The organism is Synechococcus sp. KORDI-100, from assembly GCF_000737535.1.
GTDB lineage: Bacteria > Cyanobacteriota > Cyanobacteriia > PCC-6307 > Cyanobiaceae > Parasynechococcus.
Genome location: NZ_CP006269.1, coordinates 1841892 through 1858676 on the forward strand (window position 1 = coordinate 1841892; position 16785 = coordinate 1858676).

The following is a 16785-nucleotide window of genomic DNA, read 5'->3' on the forward strand; positions in this document are numbered from 1 at the left end:
TTCAACCCGCGATGGCCTCCATCTTTGGCTGCAGCAGAACATCACGGGCGTTGTTGAATCGCGTCATCGTCTCTGGATCACCGCCCTTGTCCGGATGGTGTTGCACGGCCAGCTGCTTATGGGCCCGCTTCACCTGCTGTTCACTCAAACGTCCGGTCAGCGGCAGATCAAGGGCCTGGCGAGCCTTGATCGCCTTGAGATCAGGATCACGGCCCATCGGGCACTTTTCACGGCGATGGTTGGATGTTCCAGGCTTGCGCCTGCCTTTGCTGCCGCGTTTTGCACCACCTGAGGCAGCACCTGCAAAACCTCTGCCGGAGCCTCCAAACCCTACTTTGTCTGCCACAGATCGATCCTCGGGAGTGGCCCAGAATGCCTGATCGCATGCCCCGGGCCAGGAGGTCTGGCGCTGCAAGCCGTCAAATCACGGACGGAGCATTGATCAGAGCGCACTGTGGCGTTTCGATCAGGTCGTAGCCGCTTCGGATGCGACTGGAGGCTGGATCAAGAATCTTGCTGAGTCTCTGACCATCAGAGGTGGCCTCCAGCACGATCTGCTGACCGATCAGGACAATACGAAACGTCCAGGGCAAAACACCGGGCAATGTAAACGTCATACAGGGATGCGAATGCCTCAACCATGCCTTAAACACATCCCACGTCCATCCCCCAAAAGGGTGAATTGAGTTAAGTGCTGCGCTGATTGTTCAGCATCCCTTCAGGATGAAAATCAGCACATCAATGCATTGCTTTCTGCCAGCATCTTCGGCAGGTCAGCGAAAGGATTTTGATGGCACCAGAACGCGTCTGCGACTACCCGCGTCCGCCCCGCCTCGAGCCCAGTGACGAGCACATTCGCGTCGTTGCTCTTGGAAAGACCCTTGTGGAAACAAACAGAAGTCTGCGTGTTCTGGAAACCTTTCATCCGCCCACCTATTACCTGCCACCGGACGCGATGTGCCGAGAGATGTTGAAAGCGGTGGGTGGACGCCCCTCCTTCTGTGAGTGGAAAGGTGTGGCGAGCTATTTCAATGTTGTTGTCGGGGACAGGACGCTCGAGCGGGCGGTGTGGACCTACCTCAGCCCGTCGGAACGCTTCCGGGATATGGCCGGATGGTTTGCGCTCTATCCACAGAGAATGGATGGCTGCTGGGTGAATGACGAGCTGGTGACGCCCCAGCAAGGCGGTTTCTACGGAGGCTGGATCACCAGCAGAGTGGAAGGACCGTTCAAAGGCGATCCCGATCACCCTGAACTCATCTGATCCAATCAGTTCAGTTCAGGGCAGGCCAGGTCAACCGAGAGGCTTGCGCGCCACAACCGCAAAGAAGGGATCGCCATTGCCACCCAGCAGGCCCATAACGCCTGCAGAACGGGTCTGCTCGGCCACGATCTCAGGTTTCGGCCAACCCTGGGCCATCAGCACCTGGGCCACATAGGTGAGGTGTTCGCGGTCGTCCCCATCAGTCCACACCTGGGGCGCTTTGGTGAAAAACATCCGATTGCTGAACGCCACGATCAGGGTGCCGTTCGCACGTGTGATGCGAAGCAGCTCCGATGCAACGGTTTCCGGCTGCTGAAGGTACTGCCAGCCAGCCACGATCAAGGTGGCATCGACACTGGCATCGTCGAGCGGCAGACGCTGATCTTTGTTGAGGTTCTGCACCCAATGACGATCGAGGCGTGGATTGGCAGCCAGTTCCTCCTGATTGAGTCCATGGCCAACGACGCTCTGATAGTCGACATCTTCAGGTAGATGGCTCACCCAGCTGCTCATCAGATCAAGAACCACTGCGCAAGGAGGAATCCGCTGGCGATACAGATCCGTGAGCCGCTCGCGGAAACCGGCATCGAGATGATGCACAAAGCGCGGTTCGCTGTAGAACAGCGCATCGTCGCTGCCATCCAGCTTGTAACGCTGGGAGTCTTCAAGAACCCGGACGACCGCCATTGCTCAGCCGAGATCGAGATACCAGCGCACCATGCCAGCAAGCTGACCGGCAATTCCCCGTCCGCTGATCAGCTCGCCGATCAGCGCAGCGATAAACCCCACCATCGCGGCTCTGCCGTTGAGCCGTTCCACCGCTTCCAGGGCCGTGCTGTTCCAGGGACGTGCCGTGGTGAGCGACTCACCAAAGCGCTCCGGTGCCTCGTATTTGAACTGGGGCTGAGTCATGCCTGAGAACAGATCCAGCGAACCCTACCGGCAGTTCCGGCGCGACCGGGATAAGTCGTCCAGGCATCAGAGGCATCACGGCGTTCCAGAGCGCCTTGGTCACAGAGGGCCCGCATCCGGATCAGACGCACGGTCCAGGTCGGCTCATCCTGACGCCGAAGCAACAGGGCAGCGAGAAAAAGCACTGTGTTGTCGCGCCGCTCGAGGTCGCGCAGATATTCCGCTGCCTCTGCTTTGGGATTGGTCATGGCATCGATGAAGATCCAGCCATTCGGTTCCAGACGTTCTGACGCCTCAAGGTCCTGACGAATAGAGCGCCAGGCCGCAGGCTCCGCAGAGGGGGACCATTTGGCCAGAGCTGGTCCCACAACCAGCCAGGGAACAACGGCAACAACAGACAAACAACGCCGGATGGCCATCAAACCCATGAGCATGGATGTAAGGGAACAGGGATGACCGTGCCACAGACCCGTGATCAGCTGATCGACAAGCTGCAACACCAACCGAAGGATGCGGACATCCCCGGCCTCGTTGGGGCCATTGAAGCGGAACAGGCAGCGGATCTCAATCAGGACATCGCTCTGCTTGCAGGGGTCTGGGAGTTGCGCTGGAGCAGCTCAACGCAGCCCTGGCTGAAGCAGGCACCCTGGCTGGACAATCTCCAGGTGCTCGATCCGGAGCGGGGGCGTGGTTGCAACCTGTTGAGGCTGCGCGGGCCCCTGGCAGCCATGGCCGGCATCAGCGTGCAGGCCGACATCCGCCAGCTGGACAAGCAACGGGTGGAGGTGCTCTTCCGTCGCGGCGGCTGGGTGGGGCCCCAGCTACCGGGTGGGAACCGCCTTCAACTGCTTCGTGAGGTGCAGCAAAGCTTCCCGGCCTGGCTGGACATCACCGTGCTGGACCGGCAACTGCGCATCTGCCGCGGCAATGCCGGCACCACCTTCGCGTTGCTGCGACGCGACGACCTCAATCTCGAGGAATTCTTCGACAGCAGGGTGGCACAAGCAGACGCGTGAAGGCCCCAGGACCTATTGCCCTGAGACGCGATAGCGTTTAAAGCAACATTCCACCCGCAGGACGCGTTACCGAGGTGGGCTCGTCGGAAGCCCCGAGAATCTGGGCAGATTACGAATCGGGTCGCAAAGCCTCACCACCTCTTCAGGAAAAAGAATGAAATCCTGCAGGAGTGCCGATGTCATATGAATCACCATGTCGCGCTTCGGGTGATCAAAAACCTTCAGGTAATACGTCTCCAGGAGCGCATCTATTTTGTCGGGTCCGACAATCCCCTCCTCAATCAAGGAGCAATGGTGATTGGTCATCTCAACACTCTGCAAGGTGCCAATCACCTCGCTGAGTTCCCTGTTGTTCGAGTACCGATCAACGGCCTCAAGCCAGGTTTTGTTGAATTCAGTGATCTCCTCGTCACTTGGTGGGACCTGTTGCGCCTGGACAGGATGGATTGGTGCAGACAACAAAAAACCAAACAGCAAAACCAATGTTTTCACGGCGCAAAACCACTGAACAGACGTTGAACGATAGCCCTCAAAAAATTGAATTTTTACAACCTTTTGAGCCATTCAATAGGACTGCTGGATGAGATGATCCGGCCGCAGCCAGCGCCCATCACGTTCTCAGAAGATGTGCGTTCCTAATGAACCACTGGACGATGGGTGGGTGCAGTGCCATTGAGAGCATTGCGCCGTCCACCGCTGGCCGGATAGCGGACCGTCGTTCCATCATTCAACAGAAACACTCGGAAACCGTCCTCAACAGAAATCACAGCATCGGCTTTGAATTCTTGGTTCTTTCCATAGGTAAATGCTGCCGACTGATCGCTCAACCACTCAACAGAAAAGTAACCATGGTCGAAGTTAATTCCGCCATAAATGGCACCACCACTCCCATAGGCGCAAGGTTATTGCGCGTTATTGATAAAGCAAACTGAATACTCAACGCAGCGTGTGCCCGGTACGCAGTAGCGAAATGACGCATCTGCCACACTTGCATCCGGATTGACAATCGCAAACAACGTCGAGATGGCGATTGGAAAACCCAATTGTCTCTGAACTGTCGATGCCAATGTCATGGCTTTGATGGCGTAGGTCTTCCGTGCATGGCAATGATTCAGTCAGTTTTTCAGGGCCTTCACTTAAATCGCGACCCCTGCGGGCGCAACAAGAATCGTCTCAACGGCCCGAGATTGCAAGCAAAGCAACAACACTGAAATGCCACGTTTCGCTCTTCACAAGAGAACAATGGTCAACATTTCCATTGGTTTGCTGCTGTTCACGGCCACCCCTGCCATGGCGCAGCTCAAAGCCCCAGGCCCTGCCAACAACGTGACCGACACGGGCCAGGGACTCATTTGCTCCCTGGACAACGGAATCAACGTTGCCAAAGGGGAAGGACCTTGCCCGGACTATCTGGGGGTCTGCGCCCATGAAGACGGCGCCTAGACGCCTTGCTATGCATGCACACCAATGGGCAACGGCCGTCCAATCCGGTAACGACTTGGCTGTCGCCGTGCTGTTGCCCCCGCTCTGAGCCCTGCCGAAGAATGTCGGCCAGGATGCCCCAACTCCCTCAGCGCCAAGATCGAACACTGTGGAAACACCAAGCGCCCTGCTGCAACGGATCACTGGCATCACCGGGATGGAGCAGGGCAAAAGACGGCTGGTTCTGCTGTTCACACAACTCGGCGATTTCGATTCCACGGAGTACGCCCAGGCCCTTGTGCCGGCACTGCCGGCCATTCACCGCGCCGGCATCACCGTTCAGGCTTTTGCCATTGGCGACGAGCAAGGGGGCGATCGTTTCTGCGAGTTCACAGGTTTTCCACGAGAGCAATTACAGACGGAGGGAAATGCGGACCTGCATCGTGCCTGCGGGCTGTACGAAGGACTGAACAGTGGTGCGGGAGCCTGGCCAGACCTGCTGCTGATGTGTACGGGAATCGGATCTCCAGGAACCCTGGCAGAAGTGTTTCGGGGGTACCGGGGCGATCGAAATGCACCACAGCGCTTTGACAACTCTCTGTTTCGCTTTGCCGGAGGAGATGGCTTTCAGCGGCCGTTCGAGCTCGCCACCGTGCGACTCAACAACATGGTGGAAGCGCTGGGACACTGGAAGCAGTACGTGCCGGACGACCGCTACATGGCCCAAAGAGGTGGCACCTTCCTGCTTGAGAGCGACAACACACTTCTCTATGTTCACCGCGATAAGGGCATTCTCGGATTCTCAGAAACGATGGGCCGACCCTTGAGCTTCCTGGATGCTTACCTCTGAATGAACGCAAGACCACTCGTCGCAATCCTGTTGTTGATCGGAGCAGGAATGGGACTCTCAACCCCGTCCTTGTCCATGACGGAGTGCGAATTCATCAAACGCACCATGAACAAACTGGGGCGTGAAATGAGCATCAACCGGGCGTTGATCGCCTCCGGATTGGATGAAGACATGGAGACCAAAGCCAGCGAGCTCCTGTCGCAACAGACCAAGGACTACAGGCTGGCCAAACGCCAGTACAAAAAAGCACGCTGCGAAAACATCTGGGATCAACGCTGATCACAGGACTCATTCAGCCTGATCAACCCGATCAGGTGTCACTTTGATCGAGCGACGCCCGGCGCCTCTCCACCTGCACGAAGATCAACCAGGCCAGGCTGGCCAGACTGCCACCAAACCAGTCACTGCGCAACAGCTCCACGATCGCAATGGTGCTGGCTCCGATCCGAAGTCCTCTGAGCAGCAGATCAGTCAGCGGTGGCGTGCGTCGCGGTTCAGACTCCATCGACAGAACAACCGAATGGTGCGAGCTGAACAGTCTCTCAGGCTCTCAACGCCGAGGAGTCTCAACGTGGCAACGAAAAATTCTTCGAAAGAAAGAAAATTGATCGTTTTGATACCTCCTGGGCTAATTCTGCTAGTCAAAATGGAGAAAAAGGGGAGTAATGGCTCCGAGGAAAGCACAAAATTGCATGCTTCTCGGAGTTGCCCTCCTGTCCCTGACGGGAGGTTGCGGCCTGCACCACTACGCCGAAGGCAGCGGGCGTAATCAAACCTTTGAGAGCCAGGAAGAAGCGAGTCAGGCAGCCAAAAACTGGATCAAGGATGGCGGGATCTACACGGTTCGGTTGCGTCGATCACAACTCCTGGACGTGCCAAGGGACCCATCTGAGGTGGACGATGACACCAACGCCATGCTTGAAATCGAAGCTGGTGAACGGGAGAAATGCCTGAAGATGCTGGAAACGATCGAAAGCGCAGATGAGCACAAGGCCTGCCTGGACAAATTCTTCTCAACCAAGTCCACGGATTCCATCCCCACCACCAATGTTGAGAAGGTGAATGTGATCATCAAGGAGGAACGTTTCCGGCGGGATTGCCGACCGCTGTTCACGAGCACGGCTGGCTACGTCTGCGGCGAACACGACATCGAAGAAGGTGCCGTCATCAGCGAACGCGAGGAGCGCAACCTGCGAGCCAACCTCAGCCTGACCTATTTCTACGTTGAAAAACAGGACGCCTGATCGCTCAAACAACGAGGATGACTAAAACGCCGGGCCATGTTCAATGCCGAGACCATCCTCGCGCTCGAGCAGAGCGCCCGCAGCCAGGGCAGTGAGATCCAACCGACCTCTCTCGTTGGCGTTTGGCGGCTGAAACAGACCTGGACACGGGACGGGAATCGACCATCACCCGGTACCGATCCCCTGTTACGCAGCCTCGGGGCCCAGTTCAGCCTTTCAAGCAGCGACGATGGCTGGGAGATCGTCAACCAGGTGGTGCTGGGAGCCCTGCAATTGCGATTCGAAGGGCCAGCAAGACTCAGCGGTTCGCGCCCCCTGCTGGTCTTCCATTTCCACACGGTGAAGCTGATGCTCGGCGGCATCACCCTGCTCAACCGCTCGATTCCGGAACCACCACGCCAACGCCAGCCCTTTTTCGCCTTGATCGCCACAACAGCTGACGGGCAATGGCTCACGGCACGCGGTCGAGGCGGCGGGCTGGCGCTATGGATGAAATCAGCGTTGCCTTCGCAATGACCTACGCCGTGGCCCTGGCCATGCTTGAGCGTGATGGCCAGTGGTTGCTGCAGCTGCGCGACGACATCGACACCATCATCTACCCAGGCCATTGGGGATTGTTCGGAGGACACCTTGATCCCGGCGAAACAGCCACCGACGCCGTGATGCGGGAGCTCCGGGAGGAGATCGATTGGACGCCGCGGATGCCACTGGAGCTTTGGTTCAGTCACGACAACGGCATCCGGATCACCCATGTTTTCCGTGGATGCCTTGATGTCCCCCTGGTTCAGTTGCAACTGCTCGAAGGTCAGGACCTCAAACTCGTCAGCCTCGAGCAAATGCAGCGCGGGCAGGTGTGGAGTGATCACTGCGGAGAACACCGACCGATTGCTCCCGGGCTGCAGATCGTGATCGAGCGCTTGATCTCGGACGGCGATGGCTGAGATCTGGTTCGATGCCCAACGGGTCGAGGCCAGGCTGAGCGGACGTCCTGTGATCAGCGACCTCAGCCTGCAGCTCCGGCTGGGTGAGTCGACAACCGTCCTGGGGCCGAACGGGGCGGGCAAAAGCACTCTGGTGAAGCTGATCGAGCGCAGCCTGTATCCGATCGTGACGCCGCAATCCCACCTCCGGTTGTTCGGCAGCAGCACGGTGAACCTCTGGCACCTGCGCCGCAGGCTCGGCGTGGTGAACAGTGAACTGGAAACCCGCTTTCCGCCTGGAATCAGTTCCCTGGAGGTGGTGCTCAGTGGCCTGTTCGGATCAATGCGACTGGGTCGTGATCAATCACCTGAGGCCGGGCAGATCGCCGCAACCCAGGCGCTGCTGGCACGACTGGATCTCAGCGCGATCGCGGATCAACCCTTCGGAAAGCTCTCCGATGGCCAGCGACGCCGGCTGATGATTGCTCGCGCCCTCGTCCACACTCCCGAGGTGTTGGTGCTTGATGAACCCAGTCGAGCCCTTGATCTGAAGGCGTGCCACCAACTGCTGAGAACGCTGCGGGAGCTGTGCCGAGGCGGCACCACGCTGGTGCAGGTGACCCATCGCATCGACACCATCGTTCCGGAGATGCAGCGGGTTGTGTTCATGGATGGCGGCACAATCGCGAAAAGCGGCTCCACAACTGAATTATTGAGATCTAAAGAACTGAGCGAGCTGTTCAAAACGCCGTTAGAAGTAGTTGAAAAGAACGGCTTCCGTCAAGCCTTACCTGGATCTGCATAGACCTGCATTGACATCAGAGGCACTTTTGTCAAGGTGTTGTCAACGAGACTGTTAGAAGTGACCCATGCCTAGGACCTCTGCTGGAGCCGTTTGGGAACAAGGCTTCCGCTCATCAATCCGAACCTCACCAGGGCTTGAAGGCTGATTTATGGGGTTGTAGTCAGACTATTGAAGCAATAAAAATCCCCTGTCAGTGCAGGGGCTTTGAGGTCTTATATTGCTGTTTGTCCAGATCAACCACCAAAACACTGACATATCAAAACCCACAGCCTCTTTGACCGTACTGTGTGCAAATAATGGTGTTTGTACCTGGATTTCGGCCACCGCCAGCTGCGCTTTCCAGCTCCTCGTCTGACAATTCTACCGATTCCAATTGCATTGATTGAATATCTTCTGCGGTAATTGAAAACCCTGCATCTTTGGCGATTTCAACAGCAGCTTCAGGGGACGTTGCTGCCTTGAGCTTCTCCTGAAGGCTGGTGTCGCTTTTGACCTTTTCTAGAAAGGTTTTGAGTTGCTCTTCTGACATTAGTGATGGACGGCGTATGTGCTGTTGATGGCAGGATCAGTGGACAGGTGATGTTCCATGTGGCACAGATCACCTCGCAATAAAAACGCCGCCATTACTGACGGGAAAAGCGTTGAAAACATTTCAATCAGATAGCATCAGACGTCAGCACTGATTTCTTACCCATTCAATCGGCCTGGTATCCCCAAGGTCGACTGCCTTTTTCCAATCTCGGCAGGCGCCTTTTAGATTACCTGCATTTTCCAAAGAAATGCCGCGGTTGATGTAATACTCTGCATCATCAGGATCGATTTCTATTGCCTTTGTAAAGTCATTAATAGCTCCTAGATGATCTTTCAATTCGCTCTTGATAGTGCCACGATTGCTATAGGCGTACGCATAGTTAGGGTTGTACTCTATCGCTTTTGTGTAATCAGCAATTGCGCCTCGATAATCTTTTAAATTGTCTTTTGCAACCCCGCGATTGTAATAGGCAGCTGCAGATCGAGGATACATCTCGATCGCTTTTGTGAAATCAGCAATTGCCCCTTGATAATCTCCACGATTCGTTTTTGCGATCCCTGAATTGAACCAGTCCTGAGCACTTTGTGCATAGGCTGTCTGCGTTGACAGCAACCCTGCTCCAATTCCAGCAACAGGAGTCAGCCCTACCAGCAACGGGCGTCCTATCGGCAAGAACAAGGCCAAGGCCGCAGCATAGGCAGTTGTAACGCGAGGCATCCTGAGAGCTGCATGACTAGCCCATCTCTAGCCCTTATTGACGATCTTTGTCTGTATCTGATCTGCAAATACAGAAAACCCCGCCATTGCTGACGGGGATAAGTGTGAATCTTGCCAGGTATTGAAGGCTGATTTATGGGCTTTTTGGGGTGATTGATACTTAATCAAGTCCAATCCATCTGATACCCATATGGGTTTAGGTAGATGTTGATTCAAATTATTCGACATGAGGGAACTCGCAATAGGGAGGAAAGCTGAGTTTCGCTGAATTTACTTGGCATCCTCCCGCCACTTGTTCAAGTTCATGATCTGACAATTCTACCGTTCCAGATTGCATTGATTGAATATCTTCTGCGTTAATTGAAAACCCAGCTTCTTTGGCAATTTCAATAGCAGCTTCAGCTGAGGCTGTTGTATTGAGCTTCTCCTGAAGACTGGTGTCTGCTTTGAGCTTCTCCAGGAAGGCTTTCAGTTGCTCTTCTGACATCGGTGATGGAGGTTGTATGTGCTGTTGATAGCAGTATCAGTGGACAGGTGATGTTCCATGTGGCACAGAGTACCTCGGAATGAAAAACCCCGCCATTACTGACGGGAAAAGCGTTGAAAACGTTTCAATCAGATAGCGTCAGATTTCAGCACTGATTTCTTACCCATTCAATCGGCTTTGTATCCCCAAGGTCGACTGCTTTTTTCCAGTCTCTACAGGCACCTTTAAGATCACCTTTTATTTCTAAAATAATGCCGCGGTTAGTGTAAGCCATATAAAATCTGGGGTTTACTTCAGTTGCTTTTGTGTAATCAGCAATAGCTCCTTGATAATCCCTTAATTGCCCTAGTCAATACCACTATTGAAGTGGGTGACTGGATCATTAGGGTCGATTTCTATTGCCTTAGCGTAATCAACAATAGCTCCTTGGTAATCCTTTAATTTACTCTTAGCAATGCCACGACTGATGTAGGCATGAGCAGAATCAGGGTTGTACTTAATTGCTTTTGTGTAATCAGAAATGGCCCCACTTAAATCGCCTAATTCATATCTCCTCAACCCACGACCGTGATAGGCATCCGCATACTGAGGGTTAATTTCAATTGCCTTCGTGTAATCAGCAATTGCTCCTTTGTAATCCTTTAAGTGGTGCTTGGCAATCCCTCGATTTATATAGGCATCCGCATACTGAGGATTAATTTCAATTGCCTTCGTGTAATCAGCAATTGCTCCTTGATAATCTCCACTCATTGCTTTTTCGATCCCTGAATCAAACCAGTCTTGAGCACTTTGTGCATAGGCTGCCTGCGTCGAGAGCAACCCTGCTCCAATTCCAGCAACAGGAGTCAGCCCTACCAGCAAGGGGTGTCCTATCGGCAAGAACAAGGCCAAGGCCGCAGCAAAGGCAGTTGTAACGCGAGGCATCCTGAGGGCTGCATGGCTAGTCCATCTCTAGCCCTTATTGACGATCCCTGTCTGTATCTGATCTGCGAACAGAAAAACCCCGCCATTGCTGACGGGGTGGTGTGTGTGAGGTTTTGTCGGGAGATGGATAGCGACAACATCAGCGCTCCCTGCTTTTCCCCAAAGGGTCTTGTATTGCTTTCAGCCTGTAGGCATCAGGCTTCCCGACAAATCAATATCAAATCAATTAATCCAATACTTGATTTGACCAGATTCAGTAATAGTTGTGCTCAACATTCCCTCGGCCTCCAGGTGTTCTACCAAGCTTTTAACGCGCTTCGGATCGATGCTTGTTTTTACTGAGATCAATGCAACTGTAATAGGCTTGTCAACACAAGCCTTGAGAATTGCTTGTTCATCACTTTTTGAAGCCGCATCGTCAGCTTGGGGGCCTTTTATTTCTGAAATGGCTGACTTGATACTCTCGCCTACATTGACTACAACTTGTTGCTGGGCCAATGGAGAAGAGTAGGCACCTGGCAGGTTGTACCCACGGTTTCTGTTGTATTCGTCGACCATCTCTGAAATCAGAAATAGATCTACGAGTTGACCAATCCCAAATACCCCAAATGTGAACAGGTACAGCAATCCAGATCCAACCTTTCCTACATATAGCCGCTGAATACCTGCTGCCCCAAAGAAAATAGCTGCCCAGCAAAGAACGGCAACTTCTTTTTGTTTCGCAGGCTTGACGCCGTGAGTAATTGCTCCAGTCATTTTCTTTTTTTATTTTGTTGGACTCTCGCCACGGACACATTCACAATCCTCAGGATTAGCTCAAAACAAATCCCCCATTCGGGGGAATCAAGGTGAGAACTAGCTGAGCGTCCCCATAGCGGCGCCAACCGACAGATCGATTCATTCCTGTGCGGGGAACCCCTACCGATGCCATCCGAGATGGCTGTCCAGACTTCACCGATGCCCCGGTACCGACCCAATCCCAACGATCAACCTGTGAGTGCAGGGGGTAAGGGTTGGCTTGTGAATTCCGATCAGAACAAAGTTGTTCAGTTCAAACCCGATACGCCAACGGCTCATGCGGAATGGGTGATCCTGAGGACGTTTCACTGGCGACCTCCTGATTACCCAATCCCGCAGACCCGGCGACGGATGCTGCGACATAACGCCATCGGGGAATTGGAGATGAAGCTGAAATCAGGCGAGTGGAAGCGTGGCCAACCCAAATAGAGACGGTCAGTAGCGCCAGCAAGCGCATCCAGGCAAAGCTCAGCATGATGTAAGGATTGACTCCTGATCCATGCTCCGCCGCCTCTTCGTCGGACTGCTGGGGACTGCGGTTTCTATCGCCCTACTGCCAGCTCGCGCTAAGTACTGCGACAACCAACCCACAGCTCGGGCTCTTATTGCCCCATGGAATGCTGCCGACCAGGAGTTCCTTGGAGGACGCACAACGATTCGCTACTACTTTGAAATGGGACGACGTCCCTATCAAGTGGTGTTCGGAAATGCAAAAGGAGAAATCATCCCCGGCTCCCAATGGCAAATCATCAAGTCGGATCCCTTCTATAAAAAAGAAAAAAACTTAGGCATCAAGCTGATCAGAGCCACTGATCGGTTGATCAGTCTTGATTTCAGGGAAGTTCAGCGTGCCGAAGATGCAGACTTAGTCATTATTGGATACTGCGATAAGAACGACCAAAAAGAGGGAGCTGTTGCTCAGAACGCTCAAGGGACCCAATACTTCATGATCTTGAATGGGTGTCGAGGAATAGCTACAGGGCAAGAAGATCCCGTATGGTTATTTCTGCATGAGTTTGGCCATGCCCTTGGCCTTGAACATCCCTTTTCAGATGAAGATGGGGATTGTCTTTATGACAATCAGCCCTTTTCAAATGCTTCTGCACACGCAGGGATGACGGTGATGGCGTATAAACCTAGGCCAGGTAGACCGCCTCGTTTTTTCACTGCTTACGATATTGCCGTACTTCAGAGAATCTGGGGCCCTGAATGACCGAGCTGATAGCGTGTTCAATACGGCAAAAAACTTCTCAGATAGTGCCTTGTCTTCAATGACGACATAACATCTCTGGACACGAGTCGTCGTAGAAACGAGACCGCTATTGGGTAATGATAATTTTTAGTCGGTGGTCAGACGGATGTTGAGCCATAACGCCATCGAGGCCTGGGAGGCGATGCTGAAAACATGGTGGGAACGCTGTTCTCCGCTTGTGAGATGACGAAGACCAGCACGACTGTGGGCTTAGCGATTCACTCCGGCTTATCGATCTCAGCTCAACAATGACCTGGATCTCAGACCTGTCTGGATGCTGTGGTCTTGGTCAAACTGAACCTTTGCGACCAAGGGCCCATGCCAGAGGCCAACATGACTCACGTTGAGCTGACGTGTCTTCAGGGTCTGGCGGATCTTGAACAGTTGGAGGGTCCATGGCTTGATGGCATGGTCACCGGTGACCCCGAGGTGACGGCAACCACGATGCGCCTGCTGCTGGCGCACATGACCTGGAACAGCAAGCGACTGCTGGGGGCAATGGTGCTGGATCGGATGGACGCCGAAACGTTGTCAACGCGGGCCGAATTCCCAGATAGTTGTCAACGCTTTGTCAACGCACTGGATTCAGCCACCCGAAGCAATCCCCAAGAATAAGCTCACCGCAAAGGTTCAGGGCGAATGAAAACACTGCGAAGCCAGTTCGCTGGTGCAGGTGACCCATCGCATCGACACCATCGTTCCGGAGATGCAGCGGGTGCTCTGTCTGAACGCTGGAGCCGTCGTCGGAGACGGCGCGCCGGAGGAGATGTTGACAACCGAGCGGTTGAGCAAGCTGTTCGACACCGACCTCCAGGTGGTTGAGGCCAACGGCTACCGGCAGGTTCTGCCGCGCTGATTTTGGAGGTGGAACGGCTGTCAGGCCAGCCAACGGGTGATCACGGTGCCGTCATAGACGTGGCCGGAAGCTTCGACAATCGGCTTGGTCTGAGGGTTGGTGAACACCTCATAGAGAACGTTCTCCGGCCCCTGAAACATCACGGTTGCTCGTTCGGGATCGTTCTGACAGACGCCGATGTAAAACGTGCGAACGCCCATCTCGGCGAACATCGCCTGCTGCTCCGGTGCGTTCATGTGCTCGCGGTAGGCCTCGAAAGACCTGCTGAGCCGGAAATCAAGAACGGTGGTTTCAGTCATGTTTGTTTCAGTCATCGACTGGCGGCGAGTGCATCCATTGAATCTCACTCACTGGGCTTTGTAGGCCTTCACCGCCTGACGCAGGGTCGGATAGGTCAGGTCGCTCACGGATGTGATGGTTTCACCCATCCGCTGCAAGCGGTTGAGAAACTCACTTTGGCGTCCAGTCCCACCGCAGGACTCAGTCCCGCCAATTCGGCGTAGGCAATCGAAACCGGTAGGGCGACCGCTGCCACGGACAGGCCGGCGAAAAGGTCATGACTGACATCGGTTCGAAAGCGATAGCGATGCAGGGCCGTCAAGCCAGGCATCAGGTCAGTGAAGCTGACCAAGCAGAGAACACACTCCTGCCGACAGGATGGTCATGGCAGAAAGCCTGCGCAGCGTTGGCAAGACCTGCTTAAGAGCTCAGATTGCCGTGACGCCGCAGCACCCCGTGGCGAGGGGCCAGCAGGAACGCGAGCAGAAACTGGGCGGTCTGGACCAGAACGATGCAACCGGCGGGATCACTGTCTGTCCAATAACAGATGAACAAGCCCAACACACTCGACAACACACCACTGGAGACGGCCAGCAGCGTCATCCGGTCAAAACGATCCGTCAGCAGATAGGCCGTGGCACCAGGGGTCACCAACATGGCGACCACCAGAATGATTCCAACGGTTTGCAGGCAGGCCACAGCCGCCAGAGACAGCAGACCGAGCAGGGTGTAGTGCAACTGGCCGGTGTTGATCCCAATCGATCGCGCATGGGTGGGATCAAAACAGAACAGCATCAGATCCCGCCGCCGCAGCAACAGCACGACCAACACGAACAGGCAGATCCCCAGGGTTTGCCAAAGATCATCCAGAGGAATTCCGAGCACATGTCCAAACAGGATGTGGTCGAGATGAATGTGGCTGACTGTTTTTGATCGCAAAACCAATCCGAGGGCAAAGAAGCCTGTGAACACAAGCCCGATCACCGTGTCTTCCCTGACCCGTGATTTCTGCTCGACGAATCCAATCGCCGCGACTGAACCGATGCCGAACACCAAAGCACCCACGGAGAGAGGAAAACCAAGGGCGTAGGCCAGCACCACTCCGGGCAGGACCGCGTGGGAGACGGCGTCCCCCATCAGGGCCCAACCCTTGAGGGTCATGTAGCAGGACAACAACCCACAGACGCCGCCAACAACCGCACTGACGAGGAAAGCCCTGAGCATCCATGGTTGACTGAGGGGTTCCAACATCCAGGACATCAGCAGAACGGTGAAGCCGGAGTCAATGCTGACAGTTGAGCGGTCGCATCACCCAGGCCTGCGGAACGCCATGGCCCCCTGAGGCAGCTGAATCTGGACATCCCGTTCAGCATTCACTTCCCAGAAACCCTCGTAACGCTGACCGCGAAGGAAAACCTCCACAGACGAGTCGTCCCAGAGAACAATCGCGCGCTTCACCCCACTGGGCTCAATCACGTCGTACACCAGGTTCCCGTTGGCATTCACTCTCGATGAAACGGTGCACTGAAAGCCTGTGAACTCCTCGCCACCGCGTCGCATCTGGAACCAGCACGTGGACGAATCCGGAGACGTGGCATTCACACCGCGTGATTGCCCCGTCCTGCGTTGATCGTCGGCATTCGCGAGCGCAAGGCCATCGGACTCGATCTCATCAGTTTCGGACGTGTCGAAAGGGGAATCCTGGGGTTCATCGCGATCACCATCAAGAGATTCCGGGCTGGGTTGAATCGCCAGCTCCTCCTCCGCAAGAGCATCATCCTCAAGGGCAAGGGCTTGCAGCTGTTGAACGTCCGGCAGGATCAAACCTGCGATTGTCCAGTTGCCAAGCCCCTGGCGAGTCATCTCAAATCCGAGCTTCACGCCGGGCTCAAGACGGCCTGAAACCAGAAACTGATTCATGCCCACATAGGCCATCTCAACACCTGACATCTGTTTGATCTGCCTCTCAAACTGCTCCATTCCTTTGGCGATTTCAGCCTGAATATCTGGAACTGAGAAGGGATTGGCTGATGTTTTCTGTGGCTTTGGTGCACCGCTTGACGAAGACTCGATCAGGCCTTTCACAACCTCAGCGGTGAGATAGGAATCGATCAGGGTGTTGGCAATCGGTATCACCAGAGCCGTGCCCAGAGCCGCCAGACCCCCGTCTGGATCGTCCAGCGATTCTTCAGTGGCCGCCTCGGTCAGTCTGGTAATGACATAGGCCTTCAGGTCCTCACGAACCTGTGGATAGTCGACGTATTGATTGAATCGAGAACCATCCTTCTGTGCGATGGCCTCCCGGATGGAATTCACTGCCAGATAGGGGCTTGCATACCAATAAGAACCTGTCGCCAAAACGCCGCCAGAGACCAGTCCCAAGGCAACAATCGCAACGGTTTTCAGATACATGTCGCGGCCGAATCTCCCGGAACCGCAGACCATACCCTGGACAAACAATCCGTGGTTAAGCCAGGGGACTCCGTGCATCCTTAAGGGCTCAATCA

The 16785-nt window shown here is 54.7% G+C and carries 31 protein-coding genes; 13 read left to right on the plus strand and 18 right to left on the minus strand.

Features of this window, described 5'->3' with window-relative positions; all coding sequences use genetic code 11:
• Nucleotide 1 precedes the first annotated feature (1 nt).
• Entirely contained in the window at nt 2-415 is a 414-nt protein-coding gene (locus KR100_RS09270; RefSeq protein ID WP_369793788.1) for a molecular chaperone DnaJ, read from the minus strand.
• Between the two features lie 4 nt (nt 416-419).
• Nucleotides 420-605, minus strand: coding sequence for a hypothetical protein (locus tag KR100_RS09275; RefSeq protein ID WP_239420303.1), 186 nt, complete (start codon nt 603-605; stop codon nt 420-422).
• Nucleotides 606-790: 185 nt separating this feature from the next.
• On the opposite strand from KR100_RS09275, the gene KR100_RS09280 reads away from it, so the two are divergent.
• Complete coding sequence (locus KR100_RS09280; RefSeq protein WP_038545093.1) at nt 791-1264, plus strand: DUF427 domain-containing protein; 474 nt, start codon at nt 791-793, stop codon at nt 1262-1264.
• A gap of 30 nt (nt 1265-1294) precedes the next feature.
• Here KR100_RS09280 and KR100_RS09285 read toward each other — a convergent pair whose 3' ends face one another.
• Genes KR100_RS09285 through KR100_RS09295 form a run of 3 tightly spaced genes read right to left on the minus strand, consistent with a single transcriptional unit; the run spans nt 1295 to nt 2610 of the window.
• Nucleotides 1295-1951: a class I SAM-dependent methyltransferase gene (locus tag KR100_RS09285; protein ID WP_038545094.1), complete on the minus strand. Its 657-nt coding sequence runs from the start codon at nt 1949-1951 to the stop codon at nt 1295-1297.
• Between the two features lie 3 nt (nt 1952-1954).
• Nucleotides 1955-2176: a chlorophyll a/b-binding protein gene (locus KR100_RS09290; RefSeq protein WP_037990714.1), complete on the minus strand. Its 222-nt coding sequence runs from the start codon at nt 2174-2176 to the stop codon at nt 1955-1957.
• Nucleotides 2173-2610: a hypothetical protein gene (locus KR100_RS09295; RefSeq protein ID WP_081858897.1), complete on the minus strand. Its 438-nt coding sequence runs from the start codon at nt 2608-2610 to the stop codon at nt 2173-2175. The genes KR100_RS09290 and KR100_RS09295 overlap by 4 nt, the downstream gene beginning before the upstream one ends.
• Nucleotides 2611-2628: 18 nt before the next feature.
• Here KR100_RS09295 and KR100_RS09300 point away from each other — a divergent pair, with 18 nt between their 5' ends.
• Nucleotides 2629-3192 carry a PAP/fibrillin family protein gene (locus KR100_RS09300; RefSeq protein WP_038545095.1) on the plus strand — a complete coding sequence of 188 codons (564 nt, stop codon included), beginning with the start codon at nt 2629-2631 and terminating at the stop codon, nt 3190-3192.
• A 66-nt stretch (nt 3193-3258) separates the two neighbouring features.
• On the opposite strand, the gene KR100_RS09305 is transcribed toward KR100_RS09300, so the two are convergent.
• Nucleotides 3259-3756: a hypothetical protein gene (locus KR100_RS09305; RefSeq protein WP_038545096.1), complete on the minus strand. Its 498-nt coding sequence runs from the start codon at nt 3754-3756 to the stop codon at nt 3259-3261.
• 71 nt (nt 3757-3827) lie between these two features.
• Nucleotides 3828-4019 carry a hypothetical protein gene (locus KR100_RS09310; protein WP_038545097.1) on the minus strand — a complete coding sequence of 64 codons (192 nt, stop codon included), beginning with the start codon at nt 4017-4019 and terminating at the stop codon, nt 3828-3830.
• 385 nt (nt 4020-4404) lie between these two features.
• On the opposite strand from KR100_RS09310, the gene KR100_RS09315 reads away from it, so the two are divergent.
• The 3 genes from KR100_RS09315 to KR100_RS09325 all read left to right on the plus strand — a co-directional run bounded on the left by KR100_RS09315 (nt 4405) and on the right by KR100_RS09325 (nt 5743).
• On the plus strand, nt 4405-4635 hold the full coding sequence (locus KR100_RS09315; RefSeq protein ID WP_038545098.1) for a hypothetical protein: 231 nt from the start codon (nt 4405-4407) through the stop codon (nt 4633-4635).
• A gap of 148 nt (nt 4636-4783) precedes the next feature.
• Complete coding sequence (locus KR100_RS09320) at nt 4784-5464, plus strand: peroxiredoxin-like family protein (RefSeq protein WP_038545099.1); 681 nt, start codon at nt 4784-4786, stop codon at nt 5462-5464.
• Nucleotides 5465-5743, plus strand: coding sequence for a hypothetical protein (locus KR100_RS09325; protein WP_038545100.1), 279 nt, complete (start codon nt 5465-5467; stop codon nt 5741-5743).
• Nucleotides 5744-5774: 31 nt separating this feature from the next.
• Here the strand turns inward: KR100_RS09325 and KR100_RS09330 are convergent, their stop codons facing one another.
• Nucleotides 5775-5969 carry a hypothetical protein gene (locus KR100_RS09330; protein WP_038545101.1) on the minus strand — a complete coding sequence of 65 codons (195 nt, stop codon included), beginning with the start codon at nt 5967-5969 and terminating at the stop codon, nt 5775-5777.
• Nucleotides 5970-6156: 187 nt separating this feature from the next.
• Here KR100_RS09330 and KR100_RS09335 point away from each other — a divergent pair, with 187 nt between their 5' ends.
• The 4 genes from KR100_RS09335 to KR100_RS09350 are packed head-to-tail and all read left to right on the plus strand — an operon-like array spanning nt 6157 to nt 8433.
• The gene (locus tag KR100_RS09335; RefSeq protein ID WP_038545103.1) at nt 6157-6708 is read left to right on the plus strand and encodes a hypothetical protein; all 552 of its coding nucleotides are present in this window, start codon (nt 6157-6159) and stop codon (nt 6706-6708) included.
• 36 nt (nt 6709-6744) lie between these two features.
• Nucleotides 6745-7224 (plus strand): hypothetical protein, encoded by a 480-nt coding sequence (locus KR100_RS09340; protein ID WP_038545106.1) that lies wholly within the window; start codon nt 6745-6747, stop codon nt 7222-7224.
• Nucleotides 7221-7649, plus strand: coding sequence for an NUDIX hydrolase (locus KR100_RS09345; protein ID WP_038545108.1), 429 nt, complete (start codon nt 7221-7223; stop codon nt 7647-7649). The genes KR100_RS09340 and KR100_RS09345 overlap by 4 nt, the downstream gene beginning before the upstream one ends.
• Nucleotides 7642-8433, plus strand: a complete 792-nt coding sequence (locus tag KR100_RS09350; protein ID WP_038545111.1) for an ABC transporter ATP-binding protein — start codon at nt 7642-7644, stop codon at nt 8431-8433. Before KR100_RS09345 ends, KR100_RS09350 begins: the two co-directional genes overlap by 8 nt.
• A gap of 256 nt (nt 8434-8689) precedes the next feature.
• Here KR100_RS09350 and KR100_RS09355 read toward each other — a convergent pair whose 3' ends face one another.
• The 6 genes from KR100_RS09355 to KR100_RS14485 all read right to left on the minus strand — a co-directional run bounded on the left by KR100_RS09355 (nt 8690) and on the right by KR100_RS14485 (nt 11849).
• Complete coding sequence (locus KR100_RS09355; protein WP_038545113.1) at nt 8690-8962, minus strand: Nif11-like leader peptide family natural product precursor; 273 nt, start codon at nt 8960-8962, stop codon at nt 8690-8692.
• Nucleotides 8963-9106: 144 nt separating this feature from the next.
• Nucleotides 9107-9682: a tetratricopeptide repeat protein gene (locus KR100_RS09360; protein ID WP_038545116.1), complete on the minus strand. Its 576-nt coding sequence runs from the start codon at nt 9680-9682 to the stop codon at nt 9107-9109.
• A gap of 217 nt (nt 9683-9899) precedes the next feature.
• A complete protein-coding gene (locus KR100_RS09365; RefSeq protein WP_051847441.1) occupies nt 9900-10169 on the minus strand; it encodes a Nif11-like leader peptide family natural product precursor in 270 nt (89 codons plus the stop codon).
• A gap of 145 nt (nt 10170-10314) precedes the next feature.
• Nucleotides 10315-10443: a hypothetical protein gene (locus KR100_RS17045; RefSeq protein ID WP_369793789.1), complete on the minus strand. Its 129-nt coding sequence runs from the start codon at nt 10441-10443 to the stop codon at nt 10315-10317.
• Nucleotides 10444-10514: 71 nt separating this feature from the next.
• Nucleotides 10515-11093 carry a tetratricopeptide repeat protein gene (locus tag KR100_RS09370; protein WP_051847444.1) on the minus strand — a complete coding sequence of 193 codons (579 nt, stop codon included), beginning with the start codon at nt 11091-11093 and terminating at the stop codon, nt 10515-10517.
• Between the two features lie 222 nt (nt 11094-11315).
• Complete coding sequence (locus KR100_RS14485; RefSeq protein ID WP_051847445.1) at nt 11316-11849, minus strand: TM2 domain-containing protein; 534 nt, start codon at nt 11847-11849, stop codon at nt 11316-11318.
• A 180-nt stretch (nt 11850-12029) separates the two neighbouring features.
• Here KR100_RS14485 and KR100_RS09380 point away from each other — a divergent pair, with 180 nt between their 5' ends.
• The 4 genes from KR100_RS09380 to KR100_RS09395 all read left to right on the plus strand — a co-directional run bounded on the left by KR100_RS09380 (nt 12030) and on the right by KR100_RS09395 (nt 13999).
• Nucleotides 12030-12320 carry a DUF1651 domain-containing protein gene (locus KR100_RS09380; protein ID WP_239420304.1) on the plus strand — a complete coding sequence of 97 codons (291 nt, stop codon included), beginning with the start codon at nt 12030-12032 and terminating at the stop codon, nt 12318-12320.
• A 70-nt stretch (nt 12321-12390) separates the two neighbouring features.
• Nucleotides 12391-13104, plus strand: coding sequence for a reprolysin-like metallopeptidase (locus tag KR100_RS09385; RefSeq protein WP_038545120.1), 714 nt, complete (start codon nt 12391-12393; stop codon nt 13102-13104).
• Between the two features lie 372 nt (nt 13105-13476).
• The gene (locus KR100_RS09390; RefSeq protein ID WP_156098011.1) at nt 13477-13758 is read left to right on the plus strand and encodes a hypothetical protein; all 282 of its coding nucleotides are present in this window, start codon (nt 13477-13479) and stop codon (nt 13756-13758) included.
• Nucleotides 13759-13810: 52 nt separating this feature from the next.
• Nucleotides 13811-13999, plus strand: a complete 189-nt coding sequence (locus tag KR100_RS09395) for a hypothetical protein (protein ID WP_038545127.1) — start codon at nt 13811-13813, stop codon at nt 13997-13999.
• 20 nt (nt 14000-14019) lie between these two features.
• On the opposite strand, the gene KR100_RS09400 is transcribed toward KR100_RS09395, so the two are convergent.
• From KR100_RS09400 to KR100_RS14490, 4 genes are all read right to left on the minus strand, one after another.
• Nucleotides 14020-14298, minus strand: a complete 279-nt coding sequence (locus KR100_RS09400) for a DUF3764 family protein (RefSeq protein WP_038545130.1) — start codon at nt 14296-14298, stop codon at nt 14020-14022.
• A gap of 104 nt (nt 14299-14402) precedes the next feature.
• Nucleotides 14403-14630: a SulP family inorganic anion transporter gene (locus KR100_RS09405; RefSeq protein ID WP_038545132.1), complete on the minus strand. Its 228-nt coding sequence runs from the start codon at nt 14628-14630 to the stop codon at nt 14403-14405.
• Nucleotides 14631-14698: 68 nt separating this feature from the next.
• Nucleotides 14699-15538 (minus strand): metal ABC transporter permease, encoded by an 840-nt coding sequence (locus tag KR100_RS09410; RefSeq protein ID WP_038545135.1) that lies wholly within the window; start codon nt 15536-15538, stop codon nt 14699-14701.
• A 48-nt stretch (nt 15539-15586) separates the two neighbouring features.
• On the minus strand, nt 15587-16768 hold the full coding sequence (locus KR100_RS14490; RefSeq protein ID WP_162176510.1) for a DUF2939 domain-containing protein: 1182 nt from the start codon (nt 16766-16768) through the stop codon (nt 15587-15589).
• Between the last annotated feature and the right edge of the window lie 17 nt (nt 16769-16785).